This window comes from Spirosoma radiotolerans (assembly GCF_000974425.1).
GTDB lineage: Bacteria > Bacteroidota > Bacteroidia > Cytophagales > Spirosomataceae > Spirosoma > Spirosoma radiotolerans.
Genome location: NZ_CP010429.1, coordinates 5,889,824 through 5,913,423, shown reverse-complemented (window position 1 = coordinate 5,913,423; position 23,600 = coordinate 5,889,824). Strand labels below are relative to the sequence as shown.

The following is a 23,600-nucleotide window of genomic DNA, read 5'->3' as shown; positions in this document are numbered from 1 at the left end:
GATCTTAGTTTTTCTTAGGTGTAGCGGCCGAGCCGGTTGCTGGAGCAGCAGGCTTAGTGGCTGTATTGCTACCACCCGTGGCGGCTGGCTTGGCAGCAGCGGCTGCTTTCGCAGGGTCAATGCCCATTTTTTTCAGAACCAGTTCTGTAATGTTGTTCTCTTCAGGAGCAACCAGCAGAATGGGAATGGTATTGGCGCCAGCGTCCAGATTGAACACATATTGATAGCCATTATCTTTCGCAACGGCATCGATGGCTTTCTGAATTTTCTGCACAACCGGATTGACCAATTGCTGATATTTCGTTTGCAACGATTGCTCAGCAGTACGGCCGAACTCCTGGATACGAGCCTGTAGGCCTTGTAATTCCGTTTCCCGATCTTTCTTGATAACATCTGACATCTGGGCGGCCCCTTTCTCGTAAGCGCCGTATTTGTCTTCCAGTTCTTTCTGCATCCGCTTCAGTTCATTTTCTGATTGCGTACGCTGAATGGTCAACTGGTTTTGAATATCTTTTGCTTCGGGTGTTTGCGACAGAACGTAGTCAATGTTCGTATAGCCTAACTTCAATGGACCAGCTGCAGCGGTCGTTGCTGGTGTTGTCGTTTGGGCTTGTGCCTGTGCGCTCAAGCCGCCCAACAATAGGGCTGCGGCAAACGCCATGACGAGGTTTTTCTTCATCTGGAATTAGTTGTTTGTATTACTTAGGTTTTGTGATTGTTTTATTGATTGGATTCGTGTTCGTCGCCGTTGGTTTAATATCTAAACCTAATTCTTCCATTACATAATCCGAATAGTCGTGCCTTGGGTTGGTGTACAGCATAACAAAATCAGACGCTTTATCGAACATGAAGTCTAACTTTTTCTGAATACACACTTTCTCAACGGCCCGATTAATTAACTCCATCGGGACTTTCATCAGTTCCTTTTTCTTCTCAAAAAGTAGTCCCTGATACCCGAACACTTTGTTATTGTACTCTCTTGCTTCCCGTTCTTTGTCACTAATGGCCCGTTGCCGATCGCGTTTCATATCTTCGGTTAGCAGGATCTCCTCCGCCTGATACGCTTTTTGAAGCTTGTCTATTTCAACATATTTGTCCTGAATATCTTTTGACCACTTATCGGCAAATTTGTCAATTTCGCTAAGGGCTTTTTGGTACTCAGGCATTTTGCCAAAAATAAACTCACTGTCCACGTACCCAAATTTCTGTGCCTGCGCTGGTGTAGCCAGCCAAACAGCGCACAAAAGTACGAAAAATAGGGATTTTTTCATTGGTTGCGCGTCAATATTTGCGGGAAGTAATTGATTTACAAGCCTGATGCGGCTAAACCGATAAAGCCGTAAAGACCTTATCGGTTTATTTTTACATCTTTATTAAAAACGTTTAATAGGCCCGAATCTTATCTGAACTGCTGCCCAATCGTGAAGTGAAACTGACCCGACGCTTTATCCTTAACCCCTGGAATCTTGTCGAAACCATACCCATAGTCAATACCGATCAAGCCGAAGGCAGGCATAAAGATACGGGCGCCGAAGCCTGCCGACCGTTTCAGATCAAATGGGTTGTACTGTTTGTAGCTGCCCCAGTTGTTACCCGCTTCAAGGAAGGTCAGCACGAAAATAGTTGCTGATGGGTTCAACGATACCGGATAACGAAGTTCAGCCACAAACTTGTTGTAAACTACACCACCCTGGCTACGAGAGTTCGCATCAACCGCCCGGTCATAATCGGCGGTATAGACACTCCGGTCATCATACCCGCGCAGACCGATAATGTCCTGAGCCAGTGCAAATTGGCCCTGGCCAGCCAGACCGGAACCACCCAGTACAAATCGCTCAAATGGCCCGATGGCCGTCCGTTTGTTGTAGCTGCCCAAGAAGCCTAAGTGAGCCCGGGTGTTTAATACTAACTTACCAAAGATTGTCTGGAACCAACTGGCATCGAACATCCATTTGTGGTATTCAACAAACTTGTATTTGTCTTTTGGAGCCTCCGTTGCGGTTGTCGTACGCCAGGCCGAATAAGGGGGCGTAAACGAACCACTCAGCGTAAAGGACGAACCGGCACGCGGGAATTGCGGGTTATCGATGCTGTTGCGCGAGAGCGTCGTGTTGAACGTAATATTGTTCGAAATCCCGTCTTTGTAGCCGATATAAAATAAATCGAGGTTGTTCAGGTCATAGCGCTGAAACGAGATCGAATTGCTTAAGCTAAAGTAATCATCGGGGACTTTTAACTGCCGTCCTAACCCAATCGTAATGGCTGTATTGGTATACGAACCCGTTGGTTTACGACCCTGTAAACTCTGGTAAATACTGGCCGGGTTCGATGGATCATAGAACGTTTTGTAGACCGTGTGGCTGGCGCTAACAGACAACGCGTTTGGTTTACGACCACCCAGCCAGGGCTCTGTAAAGGATAATGAATACACCTGGTATTGCGAGCCGTTTGCCTGGAAACGGAGCTGTACTTTCTGGCCGTCTCCGGCGGGTAATGGCCGCCAGGCTTTCAGGTTCGGAATGTTCCGGGCTGAGAAGTTATTGAAGGTCAGGCCGAGCGTACCCACAAAGCCCACGTAACCACCCCAGCCACCCGATAATTCGATCTGGTCAGAGGGCTTTTCTTCAACCGTATACTCAATATCAACGGTACCATCGCTCTGGGGAACGGGGTTAATCCCAATTTTTTCCGGGTCAAAGTAGCCCAGTGTCGATAATTCGCGCTGTGTACGGATCAGGTTTGTTTTGGAGAATTTCTGGCCTGGCAACGTCCGGATGGTCCGCATAACCACGTGGTCGCTGGTTTTGGTATTCCCATTCAGAATGACTTTATTGATCGTTGCCTGCTTGCCTTCAAAAATACGAATTTCGAGGTCGATCGAATCTCCTTCAATGGCTCGTTCAATGGGCTGGGCGTTGTAATACAAATAGCCCAGATCCATATACTGTGAACTCAAATCCTGGCCGGGATTACCATTCAGGCGTTTATCGAGGTCATCTGGATTGTAAACGTCTCCTTTAACGATACCCAATACCGAGCGAAGCTGATCGGACGTGTACAGGTAGTTGCCCGAGAAATCAATCTTCCGGTAGAAATATTGACGCCCTTCGTTCAACTTCAGGTTAATGGTAATGGCATTACTACCATTGTTCACGATTGTATCATCTTCAATAGCCGCATCGCGATAGCCGAGTTTGTTATAGTACTCGACAAGCTTTTGTTTGTCTTCCTCATATTTCTTGGGAACAAACTTCGATGGGGTGAACAACCGCCCGAAGCGTTGTTGCTTCGTGCTTTTCATTTTCATGCGCACCGTCGACTCATCCACTTCGTTCAGTCCTTCGAAGTTGATTTTTGCGATCTTTACCTTTTGGCCCTTGTCGACCAATACGCGCATGGTGGCGTTGTTACGAGTGCTATCCGGAATGGTGGTGATTTTAACCTTCGTATTTAAGTAACCCTTGTCAACGAAATACTTCCGGGTGGCCATCTGGGTGTTTTTCGTAATCGTGTTGGTCACGATTTTACCCAGATTCAGTTTCACTTTGTCCTTTAGGTTATCCTGCTCGCCTTTTTTGATGCCCATAAAGCTAACCCGATAAAGTCTGGGGCGCTCCTGTACTCTGAACATCAGCGATACTTTGTTGTCCGTAACGTTGGTGGCGAACATCTCCACATTGTCCAGCAGGCCGGATTCCATCAGTTTACGAACGGCTGAACCAACGGCTTCGCCGGGAATCCGGATTTTGTCACCCATTTTCAGGCCAGCCAGCGAAACCAGTGAATTGGGGTCCAGGTAACGAGTGCCCGTTACGGTCAGGCCAGCAATTTCATATTCTTTCGGGCTGGCATAATTAAGCAGATCATTCGTTTCGGCAGGAGGAGCGATAGCGCCACGGCCAGCACCAACGCCAACGCGTACCTGTGCCCGAACGTGCGCAGGCAACAGACCTATGAGCAGGCAAACGGCTCCCACTAGTACTTTTATACGGTGTTCCAAGTTATCTAATACCTATTATGTTGTTGATTACGAGGAGTCAATCGTCGATAAAAGGGTTGTAACACATACAACCTATTTCTTTTGCCTCAGGCCAACTCCGTCCGCTGTTTTATTTAACTAATTGTTCACTGGTTTTACCAAATCGACGTTCGCGTTGCTGATAGCTTAAAATAGCGTTGTATAGATGATCTTTACGGAAATCGGGCCAGAGTACATCAGGCATATATAGTTCAGAATAAGCTAGTTGCCAGAGCATAAAGTTGCTGATGCGCATTTCACCACTGGTTCGGATCATGAGCTCGGGATCGGGAATGCCCCCTGTGCTGAGGTGTTGCGCGAAGACCGTTTCGTCAATCTGATCCGGGGTAAGTTTACCATCGCGCACATCGGCCGCCAGTTGCCGGGCAGCTTCCAGAATTTCCCAGCGACCACTATAACTCAGGGCTAATATCAGTGTCAATCCAGTATTCTGGCTTGTTTCGCGGATTGCTTCGGCCAGTTCGCGCTGGCAATCGGCTGGCAGGCTACCGGTATGACCAATGGTCGCCAACTTTACGTTGTTGTCCATCAGTGTTTTGATCTCTCCCCGAATGGTATGAACCAGGAGCGTCATCAAGGCATCGACTTCATACTTCGGACGATTCCAGTTTTCGGTCGAGAACGCATAGAGTGTCAGGTATTTTATCCCTAATTCGGCGCATCCTTCCGTTGTTTCGCGTACGGCCTTAATCGCATTGCGGTGGCCAAATACCCTGGCAGCGCCCTGTCGTTTCGCCCAGCGTCCGTTTCCGTCCATGATAACGGCTATATGCTGGGGCAGATTGCTCGGGTCAATGTGTTCCTTCATCCCAATGGGGGAGTTTTAACAAAAGTTAACAAGACCGCGAAGATACGGAATTTTAGTCAGTTAATAAGTTAGTTAAACAACTGGCAAGTCGATAAGTAGTAAGTCATAAGTCGGTAAGTGGTCAGCAACTGACGCAGCCAGTCCCTATTCGTTACCAATGGATGACTTACTACCTGACCATTTATCAACTTACCTTCGACCGCTGTATCTTTGTGGTTGAAGACTAATAAGCTGAGGGCTGGCGTTTTTAGGTACAGACCCTCGTTAACCCCGTCTGTTGTGATGAACTCCGTTTTTTTGATAGGCACCCGCCGGATCCCTGTGATCGTTTTGCTGTTTATAGCCTTGTTTAGTTGCAAGAATGGTGATGATACCATAGCTACTCCTAAAACCATCACGGATCGTATTGTTGAAGATGATCAATTTAGCCTGCTACGGGCTGCTATGATTTATGCTGAAGTTGGCGATGCACTTAAGGGCAGTAATTTAACCCTGTTCGCGCCGAATGATGCGGCTTTCCAAGCGTCGGGACTGGCAACGCCGGGCGCTATTACGGCTTACTCAAAGGAGCAGATGCGGGCTATTTTGTTATACCATGTGTTGGGCGGACCTGTTTCAGCCTCCACGATACCATCGGGCCAGAATCCGGTAGCAACGGTTGGCAAAAGCATCACCTTTCTTAATAAAACGTCGGATGGCAAGATTTTCATAAACAATGCCCAAGTCATTCAGGCTGACATTGCGGTGGCGAATGGATATATGCACAGCGTAGACCGGGTACTGATTCCGTCATCGGGTAATCTGTTGACAACTATTCAGAACAATCCGAACCTGACATTTCTATCGGCGGCCATTCAACGGGTTGGGACTAGTAATCCGACCCTAATGACAACTTTGAATAATGAGTCGACGTCCAATATTGTCACGGTGTTTGCGCCGAATGATGCCGCATTTAAATCGGCTGGCTATAAAGATCTGGCTGCCGTTAGTTCGGCCAATGTACAAACGCTGACCAATATGTTACTCTATCATGTGGTATCGGGCGCTTTGTTTGCCAATCAGCTTCAGACAGGTAACCTGACTACGTTGCTTAATGGCAACCGACTAGCGGTTACGGCTACTGCCAATCAGCTTACGATCAAGGGTAACAAAAATTCAACGGCGGCTACCATCAAACAAGGCGATCAGCCTACGACCAACGGAGTCATTCATGTGATAGACCAGGTATTGCTACCCTGATTAACAAAAATTAACGGGTTTACAACGTCTTGCCACGTTTTGGGGTCATTGAGCGTAGTATTTACTGATTCTTAGTTACTCTTTTTTCATGCGTATCATTCCATTTGCCATTTTAGGCGCCCTCCTGATCGGCGGACTGGCTTCCTGCCAGCAACAAAGTATTGACGCTAGTAGCGATGCCGCTACTACGTACACGAATAACATGGCCGATATTAGTAGTTATACGATCAGTCAGGGTTTGTCGGGAACCACGTCCGCATCGGGGCTCTTTTTTCAGTCGACGAGCCCTGGCTCAACAACGATAGTACCTACTTACGGCCAGGAAATTGAGTTTACCTATAAACTGTCTGTGTTATACGGGCCCAGCAACGTAAGTAATGCGACAACGGTAACGAGTAAGGTGGTAGATTCGGCCTATGCCACAACCTCTACCTACTTTCCGTTTTTTGCTAAGTCACTGAAGCCTGGACTGGAGGAAGGTATTCTGAAGATGCACGAGGGTGAGTCTGCTATTCTGATTATGCCATCGATTTTAGCGTTTGGTAGTGTCGTAGATGGAAATATTCCCGCCAACTCACCCGTTCGGTTTGACGTGACATTGAAGCGCACGCGGACAGAGGCTCAACAAATAAACGATTATATTGCTGCTAACAAGCTGGTTGTTACAGATACAACACAATCAGGCGCGTTAGTTATCAAGACCAAAAGTAATCCTTCTGGGCTTCAACCTTCAGCCAATCAAACCATAACGCTAAATTATGCTGGCAAACTCCTACGAGCCACCACCGGCTTTACGGGCGGCACCGGAACCGATACCAAAACGGTTGGGATAACTAAGTTTGTACCCGGTTTTGAGGAAGGGCTAGCCAAGCTAAAAGTTGGCGAGAAGGCAACGGTTATCTTTCCATCGTCGCTGGGGTATGGGGCTACCGGCGCTGCCCAGAATAATACTTATGTTATTCCTCCTTACTCGCCCCTTAGCTTCGATCTGGAGGTCGTTTCGGCCAAGTAAAAATGAGCGCCAACTCGCTTGCTTTCCAGTTATTAATCAATAACTTACTAACTATGCACTGTTAGTGGTAGTGTAACTTGACTTTAGTTTATTTTCATGCGTAAACGTACAGTATCTATTTTCAGCCTTTTGGTGCTTGGCGGGTTGACCGCCTGCCAACAAAATGACGTTACTTCCTCTGACGACTCGATTTTGCAATCGAATCAAGCCGATATTCAGTCCTATGCTACCAGCAAAGGTCTGACTGGATCAATGACAAACACCGGCGTTTACGTTGCTTTAACCAAAACGGGTACATCGACGGTGACACCGGCCAACGGGCAGGAGGTAGAGTTTAATTACTCGATCTACGCACTGGTGCGCAATAGCAGCAATGTAGTCGTTGATAGTTTTGTCGATTCAACCTACACGACCAAGTCTAGCTATGCCTATCTGGTCGCCACGAATGCGGGCTTGACGGAGGGGCTACTTCGGATGCACGAGAATGACCAGGCTGTGGTTCTGTTGCCTTCTGCTTATGCCTTTGGCACAACCGGAAGCAGCGATGGCAAAGTGCCACCCAACGCACCCGTTCGCTTAAACGTAACGCTCAAACGAATCCGAACCGAGGATCAGCAGATCAATGAGTACATGACGGCCAACCAACTGACACCAACGGAGGTTACCTTAAGTGGTCTTCGGTTTATAAAGACGGTATCAAATCCAACGGGCATTGCCCCAACGGCTAACCAAACGTTGAATGTTCGTTATAGAGGCACCTTGCTACGGTCTCAGTCGGCTTTCGATAGCACAGGGACAGGAACTTATGGCTTTACATTGGGTCAGTCTGTACCAGGGTTTGATGAGGGGTTAGCCAAGCTGAAAGTTGGCGAAAAGGCTATACTCATTCTGCCGTCCAAAATAGGCTATGGCAGCGCGGGCCGATCTGTTATTCCACCTTATGCGCCCATGCGTTTTGATGTCGAATTAGTTTCGGCTCAGTAAAGTAAAAACAGGAAGGGGCGCAGTTTGTATAAACTGCGCCCCTTCCTGTTTTTATTAGTTAGATCTTTTCTGCAATTCGCAGCTTTGCGCTTCGGGCGCGGGGGTTCCGGGCTATTTCTTCAGGCGAGGCTTCGATGGGTTTGCGCGTTACCGATTGCAACGGCTTTAGATCATTGCCAAACAAGTCCTTCTCGACATCCCCCTGAAATTTTCCCTTGTTGATGAAATTCTTCACCAGCCTATCTTCCAGCGAATGATAGGACATAACGACCAGTCGGCCACCTGGCTTGAGAATCTCTGGCACCTGCTCCAGAAATTCTTCGAGCGCCTGCAACTCTTCGTTTACTTCAATCCGCAACGCCTGAAATACCTGAGCGAAGAACTTATTTTCTTTGCCACGGGGCGCATAGCGTTGCAAGGCTGCTTTCAAGTCATTGACCGTGTTGATTGGCCGGTTTGAGCGCGCGGATACAAGTGCACTGGCCGCTGTTCGGGCATTCGTGATTTCGCCGTACATGCCCAGAATCCGGTGCAAATCTGCTTCCGAATACTCGTTGACCACCTGGCGGGCCGTCCGGTCGGCTTGTTGATTCATGCGCATGTCGAGGTCGGCATCGAAACGCGTCGAAAATCCGCGCTCTGGCGTATCGATCTGATGCGACGAAATACCTAAATCGGCCAGGATGCCGTCTACCTGTTCAGCTTTGTAGAGCCGCAGGTAGCGCTTGATATTACGAAAGTTAGAGGCTACAAACGTAAGTCTGGAATCACCGATGGCCTGGGCATTGGCGCGGGCATCAGCATCCTGATCGAAGCCGAACAGTCGCCCTCCTTCCAACTGGTTGAGGATTTCCCGGCTGTGACCGCCCCCACCAAAAGTAATATCGACGTAGGTGCCGCCGGGCTGCAAATTCAGCCCATCAATACAGGCCTGCAATAAAACTGGTTCGTGGTAATTACTCATTCAGAAACTAACCGTATTTATTGGTCGTTATTTTGGACGTTGACGCTCAGCGAGTAAACAGCATATGTCCGCATTTGAACGTATACTTGCTACCAACTGCAACCTGCATCCTGAATTTATTGAAAACTATGAAACATCTTCTTCCTCTGGCAGCCCTTACGTTGCTGTGGCTACCCACTGCCTGCTCCGGTCAATCGGCCCCGGCAACGGTAAAACCCGGAACCTACCGGGCTGTTCTGAAAACCAAAGGTGGTGAACTACCGTTCGGACTGGACATTCAGCCAACTGCGGGTGACGCCCGGACCTATGCCGTCTTTGCCATCAATGGGAACGAACGCTTGCCCATGGACCCCGCCACTGTACAGGGCGACTCAATTCGGATACCTATGTCCCTCTTTGAGTCAGAATTAGTGGCAAAGATAGACGGTAATCTGTTGCGGGGCGAATGGCGCCGTCGCCGGACGGCACAACAGGTGCAAACGTTGCCTTTCGAAGCCCAGTATGGTGTGACGTACCGGTTTAAAACAGAAGGCAAACCGGCTGCTAAAGCTAACTTAACGGGCAAATGGGCGACTAACTTCGGCAGCAAAACGGGGAAGGTAGATACCGTCAACGCCGTTGGTGTGTTTGCTCAGAAAGGGAATGTACTGAGTGGTACTTTCCTTACACCGACTGGTGACTACCGCTATCTTGACGGAAATGTCATTGGCGATAGCTTGTTTCTCTCCTGTTTCGACGGATCTCACCTCTATCTGTTCAAAGCTGGTTATGATGTGGCCACGAAAACACTGACGGGTGGGCAATGGGCTGGCGTATCGGGCTATGAGTCGTGGGTGGCTCTCCTTGACCCAAAGGCCGACCTGCCCGATCCGGCCAAACTGACGTATTTGAAACCTGGTTCGAAAACACTCAACTTCTCGTTTCCCGAACCCGGTGGCAAAACGGTTTCCAATACCGATCCAAGGTTTAAAAATAAGGTAACCATCGTGCAAATTATGGGGTCTTGGTGTCCCAACTGCATGGACGAAACTAACTTTATGAGTCCCTGGTACAAGCGCAATAAACAACGCGGGGTAGAACTAGTTGGGCTTTCGTTTGAACGCTCACCCGACATGGCTGAATCGGGGCCGAAGATTGAACGCATGAAGCAACGGTTCAAGATTGATTATCCCGTAGCGCTGGCGGGCACGAATGATAAGGCGCAGGCATCCAAAGCATTACCCGACCTGAATGCCGTTGTGGCTTTCCCGACAACCATTTTTATTGACAAAAAAGGCCAGGTACGGCATATTCATACAGGCTTTTCGGGCCCAGGTACGGGCAAATATTACGACCAGTATGTAGAAGAGTTCAATCGACTGGTGGATAAATTGTTGGCTGAATAGGTCAGAAGCGGGATTTATGAGATTACCCTGATTTATATGATTAATCCTATCGAAATAGCAAAATCATATAAATCAGGGTAATCTCATAAATCCCGCTTCTGACTTATTGGTATGCATGCATACTATTTTCAAAAAAAATAGTAGATTTACATCCAGAAGGGGACAGGACGACACCAACCATGAAAAAAGAGAAGACCGTTGACTTTCATATAAAATGGGGTTGGCATGCTATTTCGCGCATGTATAACGCCAATGCGTCTCGCTTCGGTATTACCATGGCGATTGGCTACGTGCTGCTGAACATTGACCTCGACGAAGGCACGCCCGCTACTAAAATTGGGCCGCTGCTGGGAATGGAACCCCGGTCGTTGGTCAGAATGCTTAAGAGCCTGGAGGAACGTGGTCTGATTCGGCGGGAAGTAGATGGGAATGACAAACGATTCGTTCGAATCTATCTGACCGACGAAGGAAAAGCAAAACGGGAGATGGCCCGCGATGGGGTTATTCTGTTCAATAATATGATTCGGGAGAAAATTCCCCTCGATAAACTGGTTATCTTTTTCGAGGTGATGAAAGAAATCAATAAGTTGGTCGAAGAAGAAAATATCAAGATCAAAGCGGGCGAGCCAGAAGAACTGCCGCTGGATTGAGCCTACAAGATACTAATTAGAACCAAAAGATAGAACGCGGATAAAACGAGTGAACAGAGCTTTTTTCGCTATTTAGATTCGCTTAATCTGTTTCGTTCGCATTCCTGACCGAGTAAAATAAAACGCATGGAAGCTACCTTAGAAAAACCCAGAACCCAAACCAGGAATCGTACAATCCGGCGCGTAGCCATTTTAGGGTCAGGTATTATGGGATCACGCATTGCCGCCCATTTTGCCAATATTGGCGCTGATGTTTTACTACTGGACATCGTTCCGAACGAACCAAATCCCGCCGAGCTGGCTAAGGGGTTAACGACTGATAGCCCGGCTGTACGGAATCGGATTGTTACCGATGCGTTCCAGACGATGTTGAAAGCCAGCCCAGCCTCCTTGTATAGCCCTAAGTTTGCCGAGCGCGTCAAGTTGGGTAATTTCGACGATAACCTGAAAGACATTGCTGCCTACGACTGGGTCATTGAAGTCGTTGTCGAGCGGTTAGACATCAAGCGGTCGGTTTATGAGCGCGTTGAGCAGTTCCGTAAGCCCGGAACGCTCATTACGTCCAATACATCCGGTATTCCGATGCATCTGCTGGCAGAGGGACGCAGTGAAGATTTTCGCCGTAATTTTTGCGGTACGCACTTCTTCAACCCTCCTCGGTATTTGCGGTTGCTAGAGATCATTCCTGGCCCCGATACTGATCCAGCCGTTATTGATTTCCTGATGAACTACGGGGATTTGTACCTCGGTAAAACCACTGTATTGTGCAAAGATACCCCCGGTTTCATTGCCAACCGGCTTGGGATTCAGTCTCTGATTCAAACAATTCGCGTGGCTGAGGAATTGGGTCTGACTGTTGAGGAGGTGGATAAACTCACGGGTCCGGTGGTCGGGCGGCCTAAGTCGGGCACGTTCCGCTTATCGGATGTTGTGGGACTCGACACAACCGTCAATGTAGCGGGTAACCTGGTCAAGATGCAGCACGACGAGTCACGGGCGAGCTTTGAACTGCCCGCTTCCGTACAGAAACTGATGGAAAATAAATGGCTCGGTGACAAAACCGGCCAGGGTTATTATAAGAAAACGAAAGACGCAACCGGGCAGACTCAGATCCTGGCTCTGGATCTGAAAACGTTTGAGTACAAACCGTCGCAGAAGGTAAAATTTGCAACATTAGAGAGTACAAAGGCGATTGATACCCTCAAAAAGCGTTTCCCGGTATTGATTGCCGGGAAAGATAAGGCCGGTGAGTTCTACCGCAAAACCTTTGCGGATGGCTTCACGTATGCTACTCACCGCATTCCCGAAATCTCGGATGAGCTTTACCGAATCGATGCGGCTATAACGGCTGGATTTGGCTGGCAGTTGGGTTTATTTGAAACCTGGGACGCCATCGGGGTTAAAGCCGGCCTGGAAATGATCGAAGCGCAGGGACAGAAACCCGCTCAGTGGGTATACGATATGCTCGACGCGGGCTTCGATTCTTTCTATAAAGTAGACGGTGGCAAGCGTAAATATTACGACATACCAACCAAAAGCTACAAAGCCATTCCGGGTGTGGAGCAATTCACGATTCTGGAAAACTTAAGTAACAGCGTTGTCTGGAAAAATGCGGATGCTTCGATCTATGATCTTGGCGATGGCATTTTGAACGTCGAATTCCGGAGTAAAATGAACACTTTCGGGCAGGGTGTATCCGAAGCGCTGCTAAAAGGGGTGACGCTGGCCGAAAAGGACTTTCGTGGTCTGGTTGTGGGCAACGACTCGAACGAAGCGTTCTCCGCTGGTGCGAATCTGGCTACACTCTTTATGTTTGCCGTTGAGCAGGAGTTCGATGAGGTAAACCTCATGATTGCCCAATTTCAGAAACTCATTGCCCGTTTGCGTTACTCATCAGTACCAGTCATTGTCGCGCCCCATACGCTCACGCTCGGGGGCGGCTGCGAAGCCGTACTGCATGCCGACCGCGTGGTGGCTCATGCCGAAAGCTATATTGGGCTGGTTGAAGTTGGTGTCGGTCTGATTCCGGCTGGTGGTGGCACTAAAGAAATGGCCGCCCGCGCATCGGATCTTTACCAAACCGGCGACCCCGAGCTAAACATTCTGCAAAATGTGTTTATGAACATTGCCACCGCCAAGGTGTCTACGTCGGCGCAGGAAGCTCGGGAGATGAACTACCTTCGCTCGGCCGATCAGATTGTGCTTAACCGAAGCCGCTTACTGGCGGAGGCCAAGCAGGCCGCCATTGAGCTGGCCGATAATGGATATACCCAGCCCAAGCCACGCACGGATATTAAAGTACAGGGCAAAACGGGTATTGCGTTATTTAAAGCAGGTTTGACGGCCATGCGAATGGGTCGGTACATTTCGGACCATGATATGAAAATTGCTGACAAACTAGCGTACGTTATTTGTGGTGGTGATTTGAGTGCACCGCAGGTCGTTTCGGAGCAGTACTTACTTGATCTTGAGCGCGAGGCCTTCCTCTCACTCACAGGCGAGAAGAAAACCTTGGAGCGAATTCAGAGTTTGTTGACGGGTGGTAAGCCACTGCGTAATTAAGAGTGGTTCAATAACAACCGTTATAAGTAAATAAAGAGTCGTCAGGCTCGTAGAAACGTGTTTGTTCTACGAGCCTGACGACTCTTTTGGTTTCTAAAAAGCTGTAGAAGTTTAAATTAAAATAAACAAGTATCATTCGTGCCGATATATGTAAGTAATATTTCTAAAGTGTGACCAAGCATTGATTGATGAATGGTCGCTTTTTATGATCCGAATAAGTTTAGGGGCGCTGAGCGCATACAGATTGACTGACCCTATAGCGGGTTAACCGATTAAAATGGGTAAAAAGAGCTGTATAGTAGCCCTATAAAAATTTGCCATAAATCAGGATTAGTAAAGCTATAGTTAATTGCTGTTGTTAAATTGGACTTTTCGGTAACAATGTCAAAAAATTACACTATTATAGGTAAAATCAATTGTATTAATTTAAGATTTATCAGTAAAATAAGTTGCAGCTTATCAATTTTTATGCCACTTAATATATTTACGTTAATTAAATGAAACCGAATATATAAGCTCTTGCTTAACTTGTAAACAGAAATTTACCTAGCCTGTAAATAACTAACCCATAAACTATAATGATCAATCAACCATTAAGCGACGAGGAGATGATTCGCCAGTATCTCACCAGTCAGCCTTCGCATTGCTTTGAGGCTCTTTACAATCGTTATGTCAACAAAGTCTATAGACGTTGTTTGTCAATGACGAAAGATCCCTTGAAAGCTGAAGACTTCACGCACGACATTTTTCTGAAGGTTTTTCATAAACTGGATGCCTTTCAGGAACGGTCAAGTTTTTCTACCTGGCTTTACTCCATTGCCTTTAACTACTGTTCCGACCAGATTCGGTTGGCCAGACGCCTTCAGGTGACCGGTATGGACGATGATTTTAAGCACGATATACCCGAATCGAAAGAAGAGCAAGTACACGAAGAAACACTCTTTTTGGTTAATCGAGCTATGGAGTCGCTTTCTGTGAGTGAGCAGGACTTACTAAAACTTAAATACGAAGATGGTATGAGTATTGCAGCCATTAGCGAACTATGCAATCTGAAAGAAAGTACCGTTAAAATGCGGCTGAAACGGAGCCGTGATAAGATTTATCATTTATATGAAAAAATGTATACTGTTTAGATTACCACTTACTTTAGCCTTAAAAGCAGATTCGCCAATAACCCGGGTTATTGGCGAATCTGCTTTTAAGGCTTACGGAAAACCTACCTGTCAGCAAAAAGTCATTTCGTAAAACGCATAAACTGTTCCAATGAGGCTGGATTCCGGACCGTGTCTTTACTGGTGGCCAGCGAGGTATCCATGCCAGACAGGATTTTCTTAACCGGTGTTTCAAGTTTCTTGCCGCTGATGGTATAGGGCACATCGGTGATGGCATAGATTGCATCGGGTACATGCCGCGGGCTGAATTGATTCCGTAACGATTGCTTTATATGGGCAATCAAGTCGTCAGTCAATGAAAAGCCGTCACGCAGAACCACAAACAAGGGCATAAAGTATTTCCCGCCGGGCTGCTCCAATCCCACAATTAAACTATCGGCTACTTCGGGTAGGCTTTCGACTGCGCTATAAATCTCGCTGGTGCCAATTCGAATACCATCGCGGTTGAGTGTGGCATCGGAGCGGCCGTAAATAATGACGCCGTTGCGTTCCGTGATGCGGATATAGTCGCCGTGTCGCCAAATGCCTGGATACACATCGAAATAGCTTTTTCGGTATTGCTCATTGTGGCGGTCATTCCAGAAGTAAATAGGCATGGAGGGCATTGGCTCCAGAATAACCATTTCGCCCAACGCACCCCGAACCGGTTGGGCATTCTCATCAAAGGCCTCTACTTTGCACCCTAACAGCCGCGACTGAATCTCGCCTTCATAGACGGGCAGAAGCGGGTTGCCGCCCACAAAACCGCTGCATACATCGGTGCCGCCACTCAGCGAAATTAACCAGACGGTTGGCTTTACGGATTCGTAAATCCAGCGAAAACCTTCGGGCGGCAGGGGCGAACCTGTTGAGCCGATCGTTCGTAAATGGCTTAGGTTTACAGTGTCGATGGGCCGTAATCCCGCTCGTAAACAAGCCAGATAATAGGCTGCCCCACCACCAAAATGATTGATTCGGGCCGTATCGGCCAGTTTCCAAAGTATATTCTGATTGGGGTAACCCGGCGCTCCGTCGTACAACACAAGGGTGGCCCCAACGAGCATGGAGCCAACGGCGTAATTCCACATCATCCAGCCAGTGGTGGAATACCAGAAATAGCGCTCACCCATGCGGACATCCTGATGCAGCCCCAACGCTTTCATGTGTTCGAGTAAACAGCCACCAACGCTATGTGTAATGGCTTTCGGTTTACCGGTGGTACCTGATGAGTAAAGGATCCAAATTGGATGGTCGAATGGAACCGGTTCAAACGTCAGGCCATCGGGTGCGGGAGTTTCCAGAGCGTCGTGCCAATTTGTTGTACCCCTTAGCTCACTTTCCTGATCGAGGTAAGGTACCCAAATCACATGTTGAAGTGTTGGCAATTGAGCGCGAAGCTCCCGAATGGATTCGGTCTTGTCAATCGCTTTGCCGTTGTAACTATAGCCGTCGGCCGCAATCAACAGTTTGGGTTCGATCTGCTGAAACCGGTCAATGACACCCGATGTACCGAAATCGGGCGAACAGCTCGACCAGACGGCCCCAATGGCGTTTGTGGCCAGAAAGGCGATAATGGCCTCGGGTCCATTTGGCAATACCGCTACCACGCGGTCACCAACGCCTACGCGCTGTTGGCGCAGAAAAGCAGCCATGGCCGCTACCTGCCGTTCCAGCGTTTCCCAGGATAAGCTGGTTACGGCGGGTTGTCGCTCCGAAGAAAAAAGAATGGCCGGACGCTGGGGGCTTCGGTGACGAAAAATATGCTCGGCATAATTCAGCGTTGCTTCCGAAAACCAGCTGACGCCAATCATATCTTCCCGGTTTGGCCTGAAAATTACCTGATGATAGGGTGTATGGCTTTGGACATCAAAAAACTGCCAGATGCTTTCCCAGAAATCTTCCAGATCCGTTACCGACCAGTCCCACAAATCGTCGTAATCCCGAAAATAAAGACCTTTTTTTACGAAAAGCCAGTCCATGTATCGTTTTAAAAGCGACTGTCCGATAGCGTTTCTGGTGGGTGTGTAGAGTGGCGTTAAAGTGGGTCGGGACATAAACGTAGTTTTCGATTGAATGAGGGATGTTGGGAGCCGGTATGACCACGTTGGAAAATAGCTGTACCAATAGCTCGGTATTGACTAACGACTAAGGCCTTCTGCGGATTGTTTTTAGAATAAAAAGCGTTTCAACAAAGCAGCCATGGTCGGGTTATCTTTAAAAGCCCTACCTTTGTAGCCCATTTTGTATTTTCTAGTAACAGCTATGCTGACAATCAGTCAGATTTCTCAAAATAAAATCTGATTTACTGTATTATTCCATGAGTCAAGATTCAGAACAGAACGATCGGGGAGGCAGACCAAACCGTGATGGTGATCCGCAACGGCGGGACGGTCGTTCATTCGGGCGTCGGGATGACGCCCGCTCCAGTGGTCCAACGGGATCACGCACAAATTCGGACCGGAGTGATGATCGCCCCCGGTTTAGTCGGGACAACAACGACCGCCCGAAATTCAATCGCCCTGCTGATGGCGATCGGCCCCGCTTTAATCGAGACGACCGCAACAGTGGACCACGTAGTACCGATTCGCGCGACTCCGGATCATCCAGCCGACCTTTCCGGCCAGCCGGATCACGCGATAATAACCGTAATGACGGACCACGTAATGACGGACCACGTAATGACGGACCACGCTTTGATCGTGGTCAGAATGATCGCCCAAAATTTAACCGTCCTGCCGATGGTGACCGCCCTCGGTTTAGTCGGGATAATGACCGTTCTACGTTTAATCGGCCTGCTGACAGTGATCGCACGGGAGGTAGTAGCCGGGATAATGACCGCCCAAAATTCAATCGGCCTAATGATGGCGATCGGCCTCGCTTTAACCGGGACGACCGCACCTATCGGCCAGCCAGTGCCGGACCGCGCAGCGATAAGCCCGCCGGTACACCACGCTTCAACCGGGAAGATCGTCCGGACCAACGTAACCGGGATACAGACTCTCCGCGTTTTTCAAATGATCGGAGCCGTAGCAATGATCGTTTCGGCAGCGAGCGTCCGAAACGGGAAGATCGTCCAGATGGGGATCGCCCACGCATAAATCGGAGTGATTCTTCTCGTTCGAATGACCGTAGAAGCGATTCCCGCAGTACGGGTTCGTCCCGTTTTTCGCGCGATGGCGGATCGGCCAGACCTGATAAACCAGCTTTCAAGCGGGTGGGTGGTTTCAGCCGCGAAGCCGATGAACGAAATCGATTTGGCAGCGCCGATCAGGAGCGGAATAATCGCCGTAATGACGGACCACGTAATGACGGACCACGTAATGATTGGGATACCGAAAGCCGGTTTACGGGTAAGCAACGGAAAGAATCTGGTGATCGGCGCACGGGCAATTACACGAAAGCCCCCGATTATAATCTGGAGCAGACCCGCGCTGCCGACACGTTTAAACGGAGTCGGTCAGATGACAAACGCCAGTCAGATCATAACGACGGACCAGGAACGACTCGTCTGAATCGGTATATCGCCAATTCGGGTGTTTGTTCCCGCCGGGAAGCTGATGAACTCATTGCCCGAGGTGATATTTCAGTAAACGGCAAAGTGGTAACTGAGATGGGTTATAAGGTGAAAGAAGGCGATACGGTTAAGTATGGTACGAAGGTGCTGAATCCTGAGCGGTTCGTGTATGTACTGCTGAATAAACCGAAAGATTACATTACGACGACCGAAGATCCCGAAGAGCGCAAAACCGTAATGGAGTTAGTAGCTGATGCGGGCAACTTCCGGATGTATCCGGTCGGGCGCCTGGACCGCAACACAACGGGTCTCTTGCTGGTAACCAATGACGGTGAACTGGCCGATAAACTGACGCACCCATCGAACAACATCCGTAAAATCTACCAGGTTGAGTTGGATAAACCCATCACGGAGGAGCACCTGAATGCCATCAAGCAAGGCATTGAACTGGAAGATGGCCCGATTAAGCCCGATGCAGTAAGTATTGTCACGCCTGATGCCTATGTCGTGGGGATTGAAATTCATTCGGGTCGTAACCGTATTGTGCGCCGGATATTCGAAAGCCTTGGTTATGAAGTAACTAAGCTCGATCGTACAACCTATGCCGGTTTGACCAAGAAAGAGTTGCCCCGTGGTAAATGGCGCTTCCTCGATCCGAAGGAGGTTGTAAAGCTGAAGTACCTGAACGCATAATTTCTAATGAGCGAAAGAAAGAATGAGTGAAAGAGCGACGCCGAATGGCACTCTTTCACTCATTCTTTCTTTCGCTCTTTTATTTATGAACCACCTTTTCCCGTATATCGAACGAACTTTGCTGCATCCTGGGGTGACCATCGGAGAGCAGTATGACGCACTCGATGAGGTGATCCAGTTAGGCATGGCAGGACTGACGGTTGCGCCCTTTTGGGTGAAGAAGTTCCGGCGCGAATTGGGCGATACTCATCCCGCCATCTTGTCCACCGTCGTCGGATTTCCGTTTGGTTATCAGCGCACTGAAGCCAAGCAAACCGAAATTGAGTGGGCACTGCGCGACGGAGCCAGCGAGATTGAAGTGGTTCTGAATACGTCGGCTCTGTTCTCGCCATCGTCCGTTTGGTTGAAGATCGAACTGGCCAAGCTGGTTGCGCTGGTTCACGCACAGGAAAAGTTTTTTACAGTTATTATGGAAACCTCGCTGCTCGATCAGGAGCAGATGCAAAAGACGGTTAAACTCGCTGCCGATGCCGGGGCTGATTTCATTAAAAATGCGACCGGGGCGCTCAACAATGCGTTTTCGCTTGATGCGGCCCAACACTTTCGCCAGCTTGTTCCTAAATCGGTAGGTGTCAAGATCGTAGCTGACAACGCTACGGAGCCTCAACTGGAAGCCCTGATCTCGGCGGGTGTAGAGCGGTTGTCAATAGGCCGCCTTTAACTAAGTACCTTTAGGGTTCTGGAAGCCATTTTTATATATTTCGGTCGATTCATTGATCGTCTCGTTATGAAATTCTGGCTTACTTTATCCCTGTTTCTCAGGATCTCATGGGCTGTTGCTCAAACGACCATTTATCAGCCGTTCGAAGCTGATAGTGCGGCCGAACCTCGTGGTGGTATTCCCTTTTTCAACACATTTCTCCAGACGAATCTGCGCAAACCCACAGCGGCCGAAGCAAAAGGGGAAGGTGGGCGCGTGATTGTGAGCGGCATTGTTGAAACCGACGGCCGCCTAACGGATGTAAAGCTTGGCAAAACCTTTCGGCCTGATTGTGACCACGAAGCCTTACGGGTATTCAAGCTGTTTAATGCCTGGAAACCAGCTTTGAAAGGTGGTAGACCAGTCAGACAACAAGTCACTATGCCAATAACATTCAAACCTAATACACCTTTCATCTACGAAAACGGTACGCGAACCGACTATTTCGACGCGAATAACAAACCGCTTCCAGACAGTAGCCGGGCGCGTTATAAACAAGTTTCACCGATTGATTCAATTGGTATTCCTACCGGCGATGCGGTTGTGTACAAAGCCAGTAAGAATTCCTGGAAAGAAGAGTTTCGTCTGCCACTGGTTCGTAAAGAGAATGGCTTTCGGGGAAAGTCGGGGAAGACCGGTTACCTGATTGGCTATCAAAACGCAATTAGTCAACTTGATGGGCAACTAATCAGTGTGGATGATCGCGGGGCGTTACTTAGACAAGCTTATTTCAAGGACGGAAAACGGGTAGGTGCTGAATTGATTTACTATTCGAATGGTCTTGTTGCTGAAAAAATAGAAGAATTCGACGCAACGACTATAATTAATTCCTGGTATATGAACGGGCAAATAAAGCAGGTGCGAACGGTTGCCAAATTTAAGCCCCAGCAAGTTGGTAGCCCGGAACAGGTAAATGCCTATTGGGATAGCACAGGCCACCAGCAAATTGTAGCAGGTATGGGCCGCGTAACGTACAGCACGCGAGTACGGTCATCAAGCGATACGACCCAGTTTAAGCTTTTTCTTGAAGAAGGAGCTTATCAAAATGGATACAAACAGGGCGTTTGGACGGGCCATTATGAGGATGGTTCCTATTTCTACGAAGAGCAGTATGAAAAAGGAATCTGTCAGACAGGTAAAGCCTCAACGATGGGTGGGGCCATGACGCACTATACCGTGGTACAGCAGCCGCCAGAGTTTATTGGGGGTATGCAGGCATTGGGCCAGTTTCTGAGTCAGAATCTACAGTATCCACCAGATGCCGTTCGAGCCCGAGTGCAGGGTAAGGTATTTATCTCGTTTGTGATAAACGCCGAGGGGGCCGTTGAGAATGTTCGCGTCTTAAAAGGAATCGGCTATGGTGCCGATGAAGAAGCCCTGCGTGTTGTGAAGAAGACCAATGGGCATTGGAAACCCGGCGTTCAGCGGGGAAGAAAGGTAAATACAAACTATAATTTGCCGATCAATTTTAACATGCCTTAACCTTATTCGAAGGCTATACCACAGAAACCCACGTTTTTCGGTAAATTTGCCGGATAACCTCTCAGTACATGTCGCTTAAGCAAGTCCCACTTCATCACATTCACCAACAGTTAGGTGCGAAAATTGTGCCGTTTGCGGGTTTTGAGATGCCCGTTCGCTACTCCTCCGATCTCGATGAACACAATACCGTCCGCAATGGCGTTGGTATTTTCGACGTGTCGCACATGGGCGAATTCATCCTCAAAGGAGAGGGCGCTCTGGCCCTGATCCAGCGGGTGTCGGCCAACGATGCCAGCATTCTGTTCGATGGCAAAGTGCAATATAGCTACCTGCCAAATGGCCGGGGCGGCATCGTCGACGATCTATTGGTGTATCGGATCGGCGAGCTGGAATATATGCTCGTAGTCAATGCCTCCAATATTGAAAAAGACTGGAACTGGATTAGTCAATACGCGCCTGACTATGACCAGGCAGGCGCACCGCTCACCATAGTGAATGTATCCGATGACATGTGCCTGTTTGCGGTGCAGGGTCCGTTGGCGGCCAAAGCCCTTCAGTCGCTCACAAACGTCGATCTGGACTCGATGGAGTATTACACCTTTGAGAAAACCGATTTTGCCGGTTATGCCAACGTCATCGTATCGGCAACGGGCTATACCGGCGCGGGTGGCTTCGAAATTTACGTATCCAACCACCAGGCCGAAGGCGTTTGGCATGCTATTATGCAGGCTGGTGCGCCGTTTGGCATCAAGCCAATCGGCCTTGGCGCCCGCGATACCCTCCGTCTCGAAATGGGCTATAACCTGTACGGAAACGACATTACCGACGAAACATCGCCCATTGAAGCGGGTTTGGGCTGGGTTACTAAGTTCACGCATGACTTCATTGATGCCGATCTTCTGAAGGAGCAAAAGCAGCAGGGCGTTCCACGTAAACTCGTTGGCTTTGAACTGCTTGAGCGGGGTGTTCCGCGCGGTCATTACGAACTTGCAGATGCTACCGGCGCGGTCATTGGCGAGGTCACGTCGGGTACGCAGTCGCCTACACTGGGCAAAGGCGTTGGCCTGGGTTACATTCAAACCGCGTTTAGTAAGCCAGGTTCCGAGATTTTTGTTAGAGTTCGTGATCGCCTGTTAAAAGCACAGGTCATCAAACCTCCTTTCGTGAAAAAATAACTTATTCTTTTGTTCTGCCGACGCAGGAAGCATCGTAAGGTGTCCTAAACGAGCCTGTTACGATGCTTCCTGCGTCGGCAGAACAAAAAAGCTTATGAAACAAATTGATGTTTGCTTAACGCCTGATTTACTGCACCTGCACAAGGTTGAAAATACGATTGTCGTTGTTGCCGATGTGTTTCGGGCGACTTCGTGCATGGTGACTGCGTTTGCCTATGGTGTCAACAGCATTATTCCTGTTGCTACTATCGAGGAGTGTCAACTGTATCAGGAGCGTGGGTACCTGGCCGCTGCCGAACGAAACGCCCGAAAGGTCGACGGGTTTGAGTTGGATAATTCGCCGTTCACCTACATGGACGAACGAATTCGGGGGGCTAATGTGGCCATGACAACCACCAATGGCACGCTGGCGATTACCAAGTCACGCTCGGCAGTGAAAGTGCTTGTCGGATCGTTCCTGAATTTAGATGCGGTCGTTCAGTTCCTGAAAACGGAGCGCTATGACGTCATGGTGTTATGTGCCGGCTGGAAAGGACGTGTCAATATGGAAGACACGCTCTTTGCGGGTGCGCTGGTCGAACGCCTAAAAGATAGCTATGCCATGGCCGAGGATAGCGCTATTATGGCATGGCGGCTTTACTGCCAGGGGAAAGATAACCTGCCAAGTTATCTGTCCAGTTCGTCGCATATTCAGCGGCTTCAACGGCTGGGTATACAGAAGGACATAACGTATTGCCTGCAGCATGACCTTTACGACGTTGTTCCGGTGTTAAGGGGCAATGCGCTGGTGAGTATGCAGATCTAATATAAACGAAAAGGGAGGCTGATGAAGCCTCCCTTTTCGTTTATATTACAGTCAGTTCGTGTAGTTCGTTATTGGCGAAACGGGTGCTGAACCCTATGGTCAGGCAGTTGCCTGTTCGGATTCCAGATAGGTTAATACGCCCTGCATGGTTGTTAATTTTCCGTAGTCTTCATCAGGAATGCGAATGCCGAATTCCTTTTCGAGTTGCATAATCAAGTCAACCGAATCCAGACTGTCAAGACCCAGATCGCGTGAGAAATGAGTTTGGTCAGTTATCGCTGACTCTTGTACACCAAATTCTTTCAGAATTCCTATCACTCGTTTTTTCATGATGCGTTGTTCGTTTATCAACCAGTGTCTTTTGTATAGAATCCTTC

19 protein-coding genes are annotated in these 23,600 nt (G+C 48.7%); 12 read left to right on the top strand and 7 right to left on the bottom strand.

All coding sequences use genetic code 11. The annotated features are described in order from the left end of the window. Window positions 1-4: 4 nt before the first annotated feature. From SD10_RS23985 to SD10_RS23970, 4 genes are all read right to left on the bottom strand, one after another. Window positions 5-679: an OmpH family outer membrane protein gene (locus SD10_RS23985; RefSeq protein ID WP_082111682.1), complete on the bottom strand. Its 675-nt coding sequence runs from the start codon at window positions 677-679 to the stop codon at window positions 5-7. A 19-nt stretch (window positions 680-698) separates the two neighbouring features. Beyond that, entirely contained in the window at window positions 699-1,271 is a 573-nt protein-coding gene (locus tag SD10_RS23980) for an OmpH family outer membrane protein (protein WP_046577391.1), read from the bottom strand. A gap of 128 nt (window positions 1,272-1,399) precedes the next feature. After that, on the bottom strand, window positions 1,400-4,000 hold the full coding sequence (gene bamA / locus SD10_RS23975) for an outer membrane protein assembly factor BamA (RefSeq protein WP_046577389.1): 2,601 nt from the start codon (window positions 3,998-4,000) through the stop codon (window positions 1,400-1,402). A 109-nt stretch (window positions 4,001-4,109) separates the two neighbouring features. Beyond that, window positions 4,110-4,847 carry an isoprenyl transferase gene (locus tag SD10_RS23970; RefSeq protein WP_046577387.1) on the bottom strand — a complete coding sequence of 246 codons (738 nt, stop codon included), beginning with the start codon at window positions 4,845-4,847 and terminating at the stop codon, window positions 4,110-4,112. Window positions 4,848-5,129: 282 nt separating this feature from the next. Here SD10_RS23970 and SD10_RS23965 point away from each other — a divergent pair, with 282 nt between their 5' ends. The 3 genes from SD10_RS23965 to SD10_RS23955 all read left to right on the top strand — a co-directional run bounded on the left by SD10_RS23965 (window position 5,130) and on the right by SD10_RS23955 (window position 8,082). Next, window positions 5,130-6,086 carry a fasciclin domain-containing protein gene (locus tag SD10_RS23965; protein WP_046577386.1) on the top strand — a complete coding sequence of 319 codons (957 nt, stop codon included), beginning with the start codon at window positions 5,130-5,132 and terminating at the stop codon, window positions 6,084-6,086. Window positions 6,087-6,174: 88 nt separating this feature from the next. Continuing rightward, complete coding sequence (locus SD10_RS23960) at window positions 6,175-7,098, top strand: FKBP-type peptidyl-prolyl cis-trans isomerase (RefSeq protein ID WP_046577385.1); 924 nt, start codon at window positions 6,175-6,177, stop codon at window positions 7,096-7,098. A gap of 96 nt (window positions 7,099-7,194) precedes the next feature. After that, window positions 7,195-8,082 carry an FKBP-type peptidyl-prolyl cis-trans isomerase gene (locus tag SD10_RS23955; protein ID WP_046577380.1) on the top strand — a complete coding sequence of 296 codons (888 nt, stop codon included), beginning with the start codon at window positions 7,195-7,197 and terminating at the stop codon, window positions 8,080-8,082. Window positions 8,083-8,140: 58 nt separating this feature from the next. On the opposite strand, the gene rsmH is transcribed toward SD10_RS23955, so the two are convergent. Continuing rightward, entirely contained in the window at window positions 8,141-9,046 is a 906-nt protein-coding gene (gene rsmH / locus SD10_RS23950) for a 16S rRNA (cytosine(1402)-N(4))-methyltransferase RsmH (RefSeq protein WP_046577378.1), read from the bottom strand. Between the two features lie 128 nt (window positions 9,047-9,174). Between rsmH and SD10_RS23945 the strand changes: the two genes are divergently transcribed. From SD10_RS23945 to SD10_RS23930, 4 genes are all read left to right on the top strand, one after another. Continuing rightward, the gene (locus tag SD10_RS23945; RefSeq protein WP_046577377.1) at window positions 9,175-10,431 is read left to right on the top strand and encodes a TlpA family protein disulfide reductase; all 1,257 of its coding nucleotides are present in this window, start codon (window positions 9,175-9,177) and stop codon (window positions 10,429-10,431) included. A gap of 179 nt (window positions 10,432-10,610) precedes the next feature. Further along, complete coding sequence (locus SD10_RS23940; protein ID WP_046577373.1) at window positions 10,611-11,081, top strand: MarR family winged helix-turn-helix transcriptional regulator; 471 nt, start codon at window positions 10,611-10,613, stop codon at window positions 11,079-11,081. Window positions 11,082-11,207: 126 nt separating this feature from the next. Next, window positions 11,208-13,643 (top strand): 3-hydroxyacyl-CoA dehydrogenase/enoyl-CoA hydratase family protein, encoded by a 2,436-nt coding sequence (locus SD10_RS23935; protein ID WP_046577372.1) that lies wholly within the window; start codon window positions 11,208-11,210, stop codon window positions 13,641-13,643. 581 nt (window positions 13,644-14,224) lie between these two features. Beyond that, complete coding sequence (locus SD10_RS23930) at window positions 14,225-14,776, top strand: RNA polymerase sigma factor (RefSeq protein ID WP_082111756.1); 552 nt, start codon at window positions 14,225-14,227, stop codon at window positions 14,774-14,776. 101 nt (window positions 14,777-14,877) lie between these two features. On the opposite strand, the gene SD10_RS23925 is transcribed toward SD10_RS23930, so the two are convergent. Beyond that, window positions 14,878-16,848: an acetoacetate--CoA ligase gene (locus SD10_RS23925; protein WP_082111681.1), complete on the bottom strand. Its 1,971-nt coding sequence runs from the start codon at window positions 16,846-16,848 to the stop codon at window positions 14,878-14,880. Between the two features lie 263 nt (window positions 16,849-17,111). Here SD10_RS23925 and SD10_RS23920 point away from each other — a divergent pair, with 263 nt between their 5' ends. The 5 genes from SD10_RS23920 to SD10_RS23900 all read left to right on the top strand — a co-directional run bounded on the left by SD10_RS23920 (window position 17,112) and on the right by SD10_RS23900 (window position 23,223). Beyond that, window positions 17,112-19,001, top strand: a complete 1,890-nt coding sequence (locus SD10_RS23920) for a pseudouridine synthase (RefSeq protein WP_046577368.1) — start codon at window positions 17,112-17,114, stop codon at window positions 18,999-19,001. 85 nt (window positions 19,002-19,086) lie between these two features. Further along, the gene (locus SD10_RS23915) at window positions 19,087-19,722 is read left to right on the top strand and encodes a deoxyribose-phosphate aldolase (protein ID WP_046577366.1); all 636 of its coding nucleotides are present in this window, start codon (window positions 19,087-19,089) and stop codon (window positions 19,720-19,722) included. Between the two features lie 66 nt (window positions 19,723-19,788). Continuing rightward, window positions 19,789-21,243 carry a TonB family protein gene (locus SD10_RS23910; protein ID WP_046577363.1) on the top strand — a complete coding sequence of 485 codons (1,455 nt, stop codon included), beginning with the start codon at window positions 19,789-19,791 and terminating at the stop codon, window positions 21,241-21,243. 68 nt (window positions 21,244-21,311) lie between these two features. Beyond that, entirely contained in the window at window positions 21,312-22,418 is a 1,107-nt protein-coding gene (gene gcvT / locus SD10_RS23905; protein ID WP_046577361.1) for a glycine cleavage system aminomethyltransferase GcvT, read from the top strand. Window positions 22,419-22,512: 94 nt separating this feature from the next. Continuing rightward, window positions 22,513-23,223 carry a 2-phosphosulfolactate phosphatase gene (locus SD10_RS23900; RefSeq protein ID WP_046577360.1) on the top strand — a complete coding sequence of 237 codons (711 nt, stop codon included), beginning with the start codon at window positions 22,513-22,515 and terminating at the stop codon, window positions 23,221-23,223. 99 nt (window positions 23,224-23,322) lie between these two features. Here SD10_RS23900 and SD10_RS23895 read toward each other — a convergent pair whose 3' ends face one another. Further along, on the bottom strand, window positions 23,323-23,553 hold the full coding sequence (locus tag SD10_RS23895) for an acyl carrier protein (RefSeq protein ID WP_046577358.1): 231 nt from the start codon (window positions 23,551-23,553) through the stop codon (window positions 23,323-23,325). Window positions 23,554-23,600 lie beyond the last annotated feature (47 nt).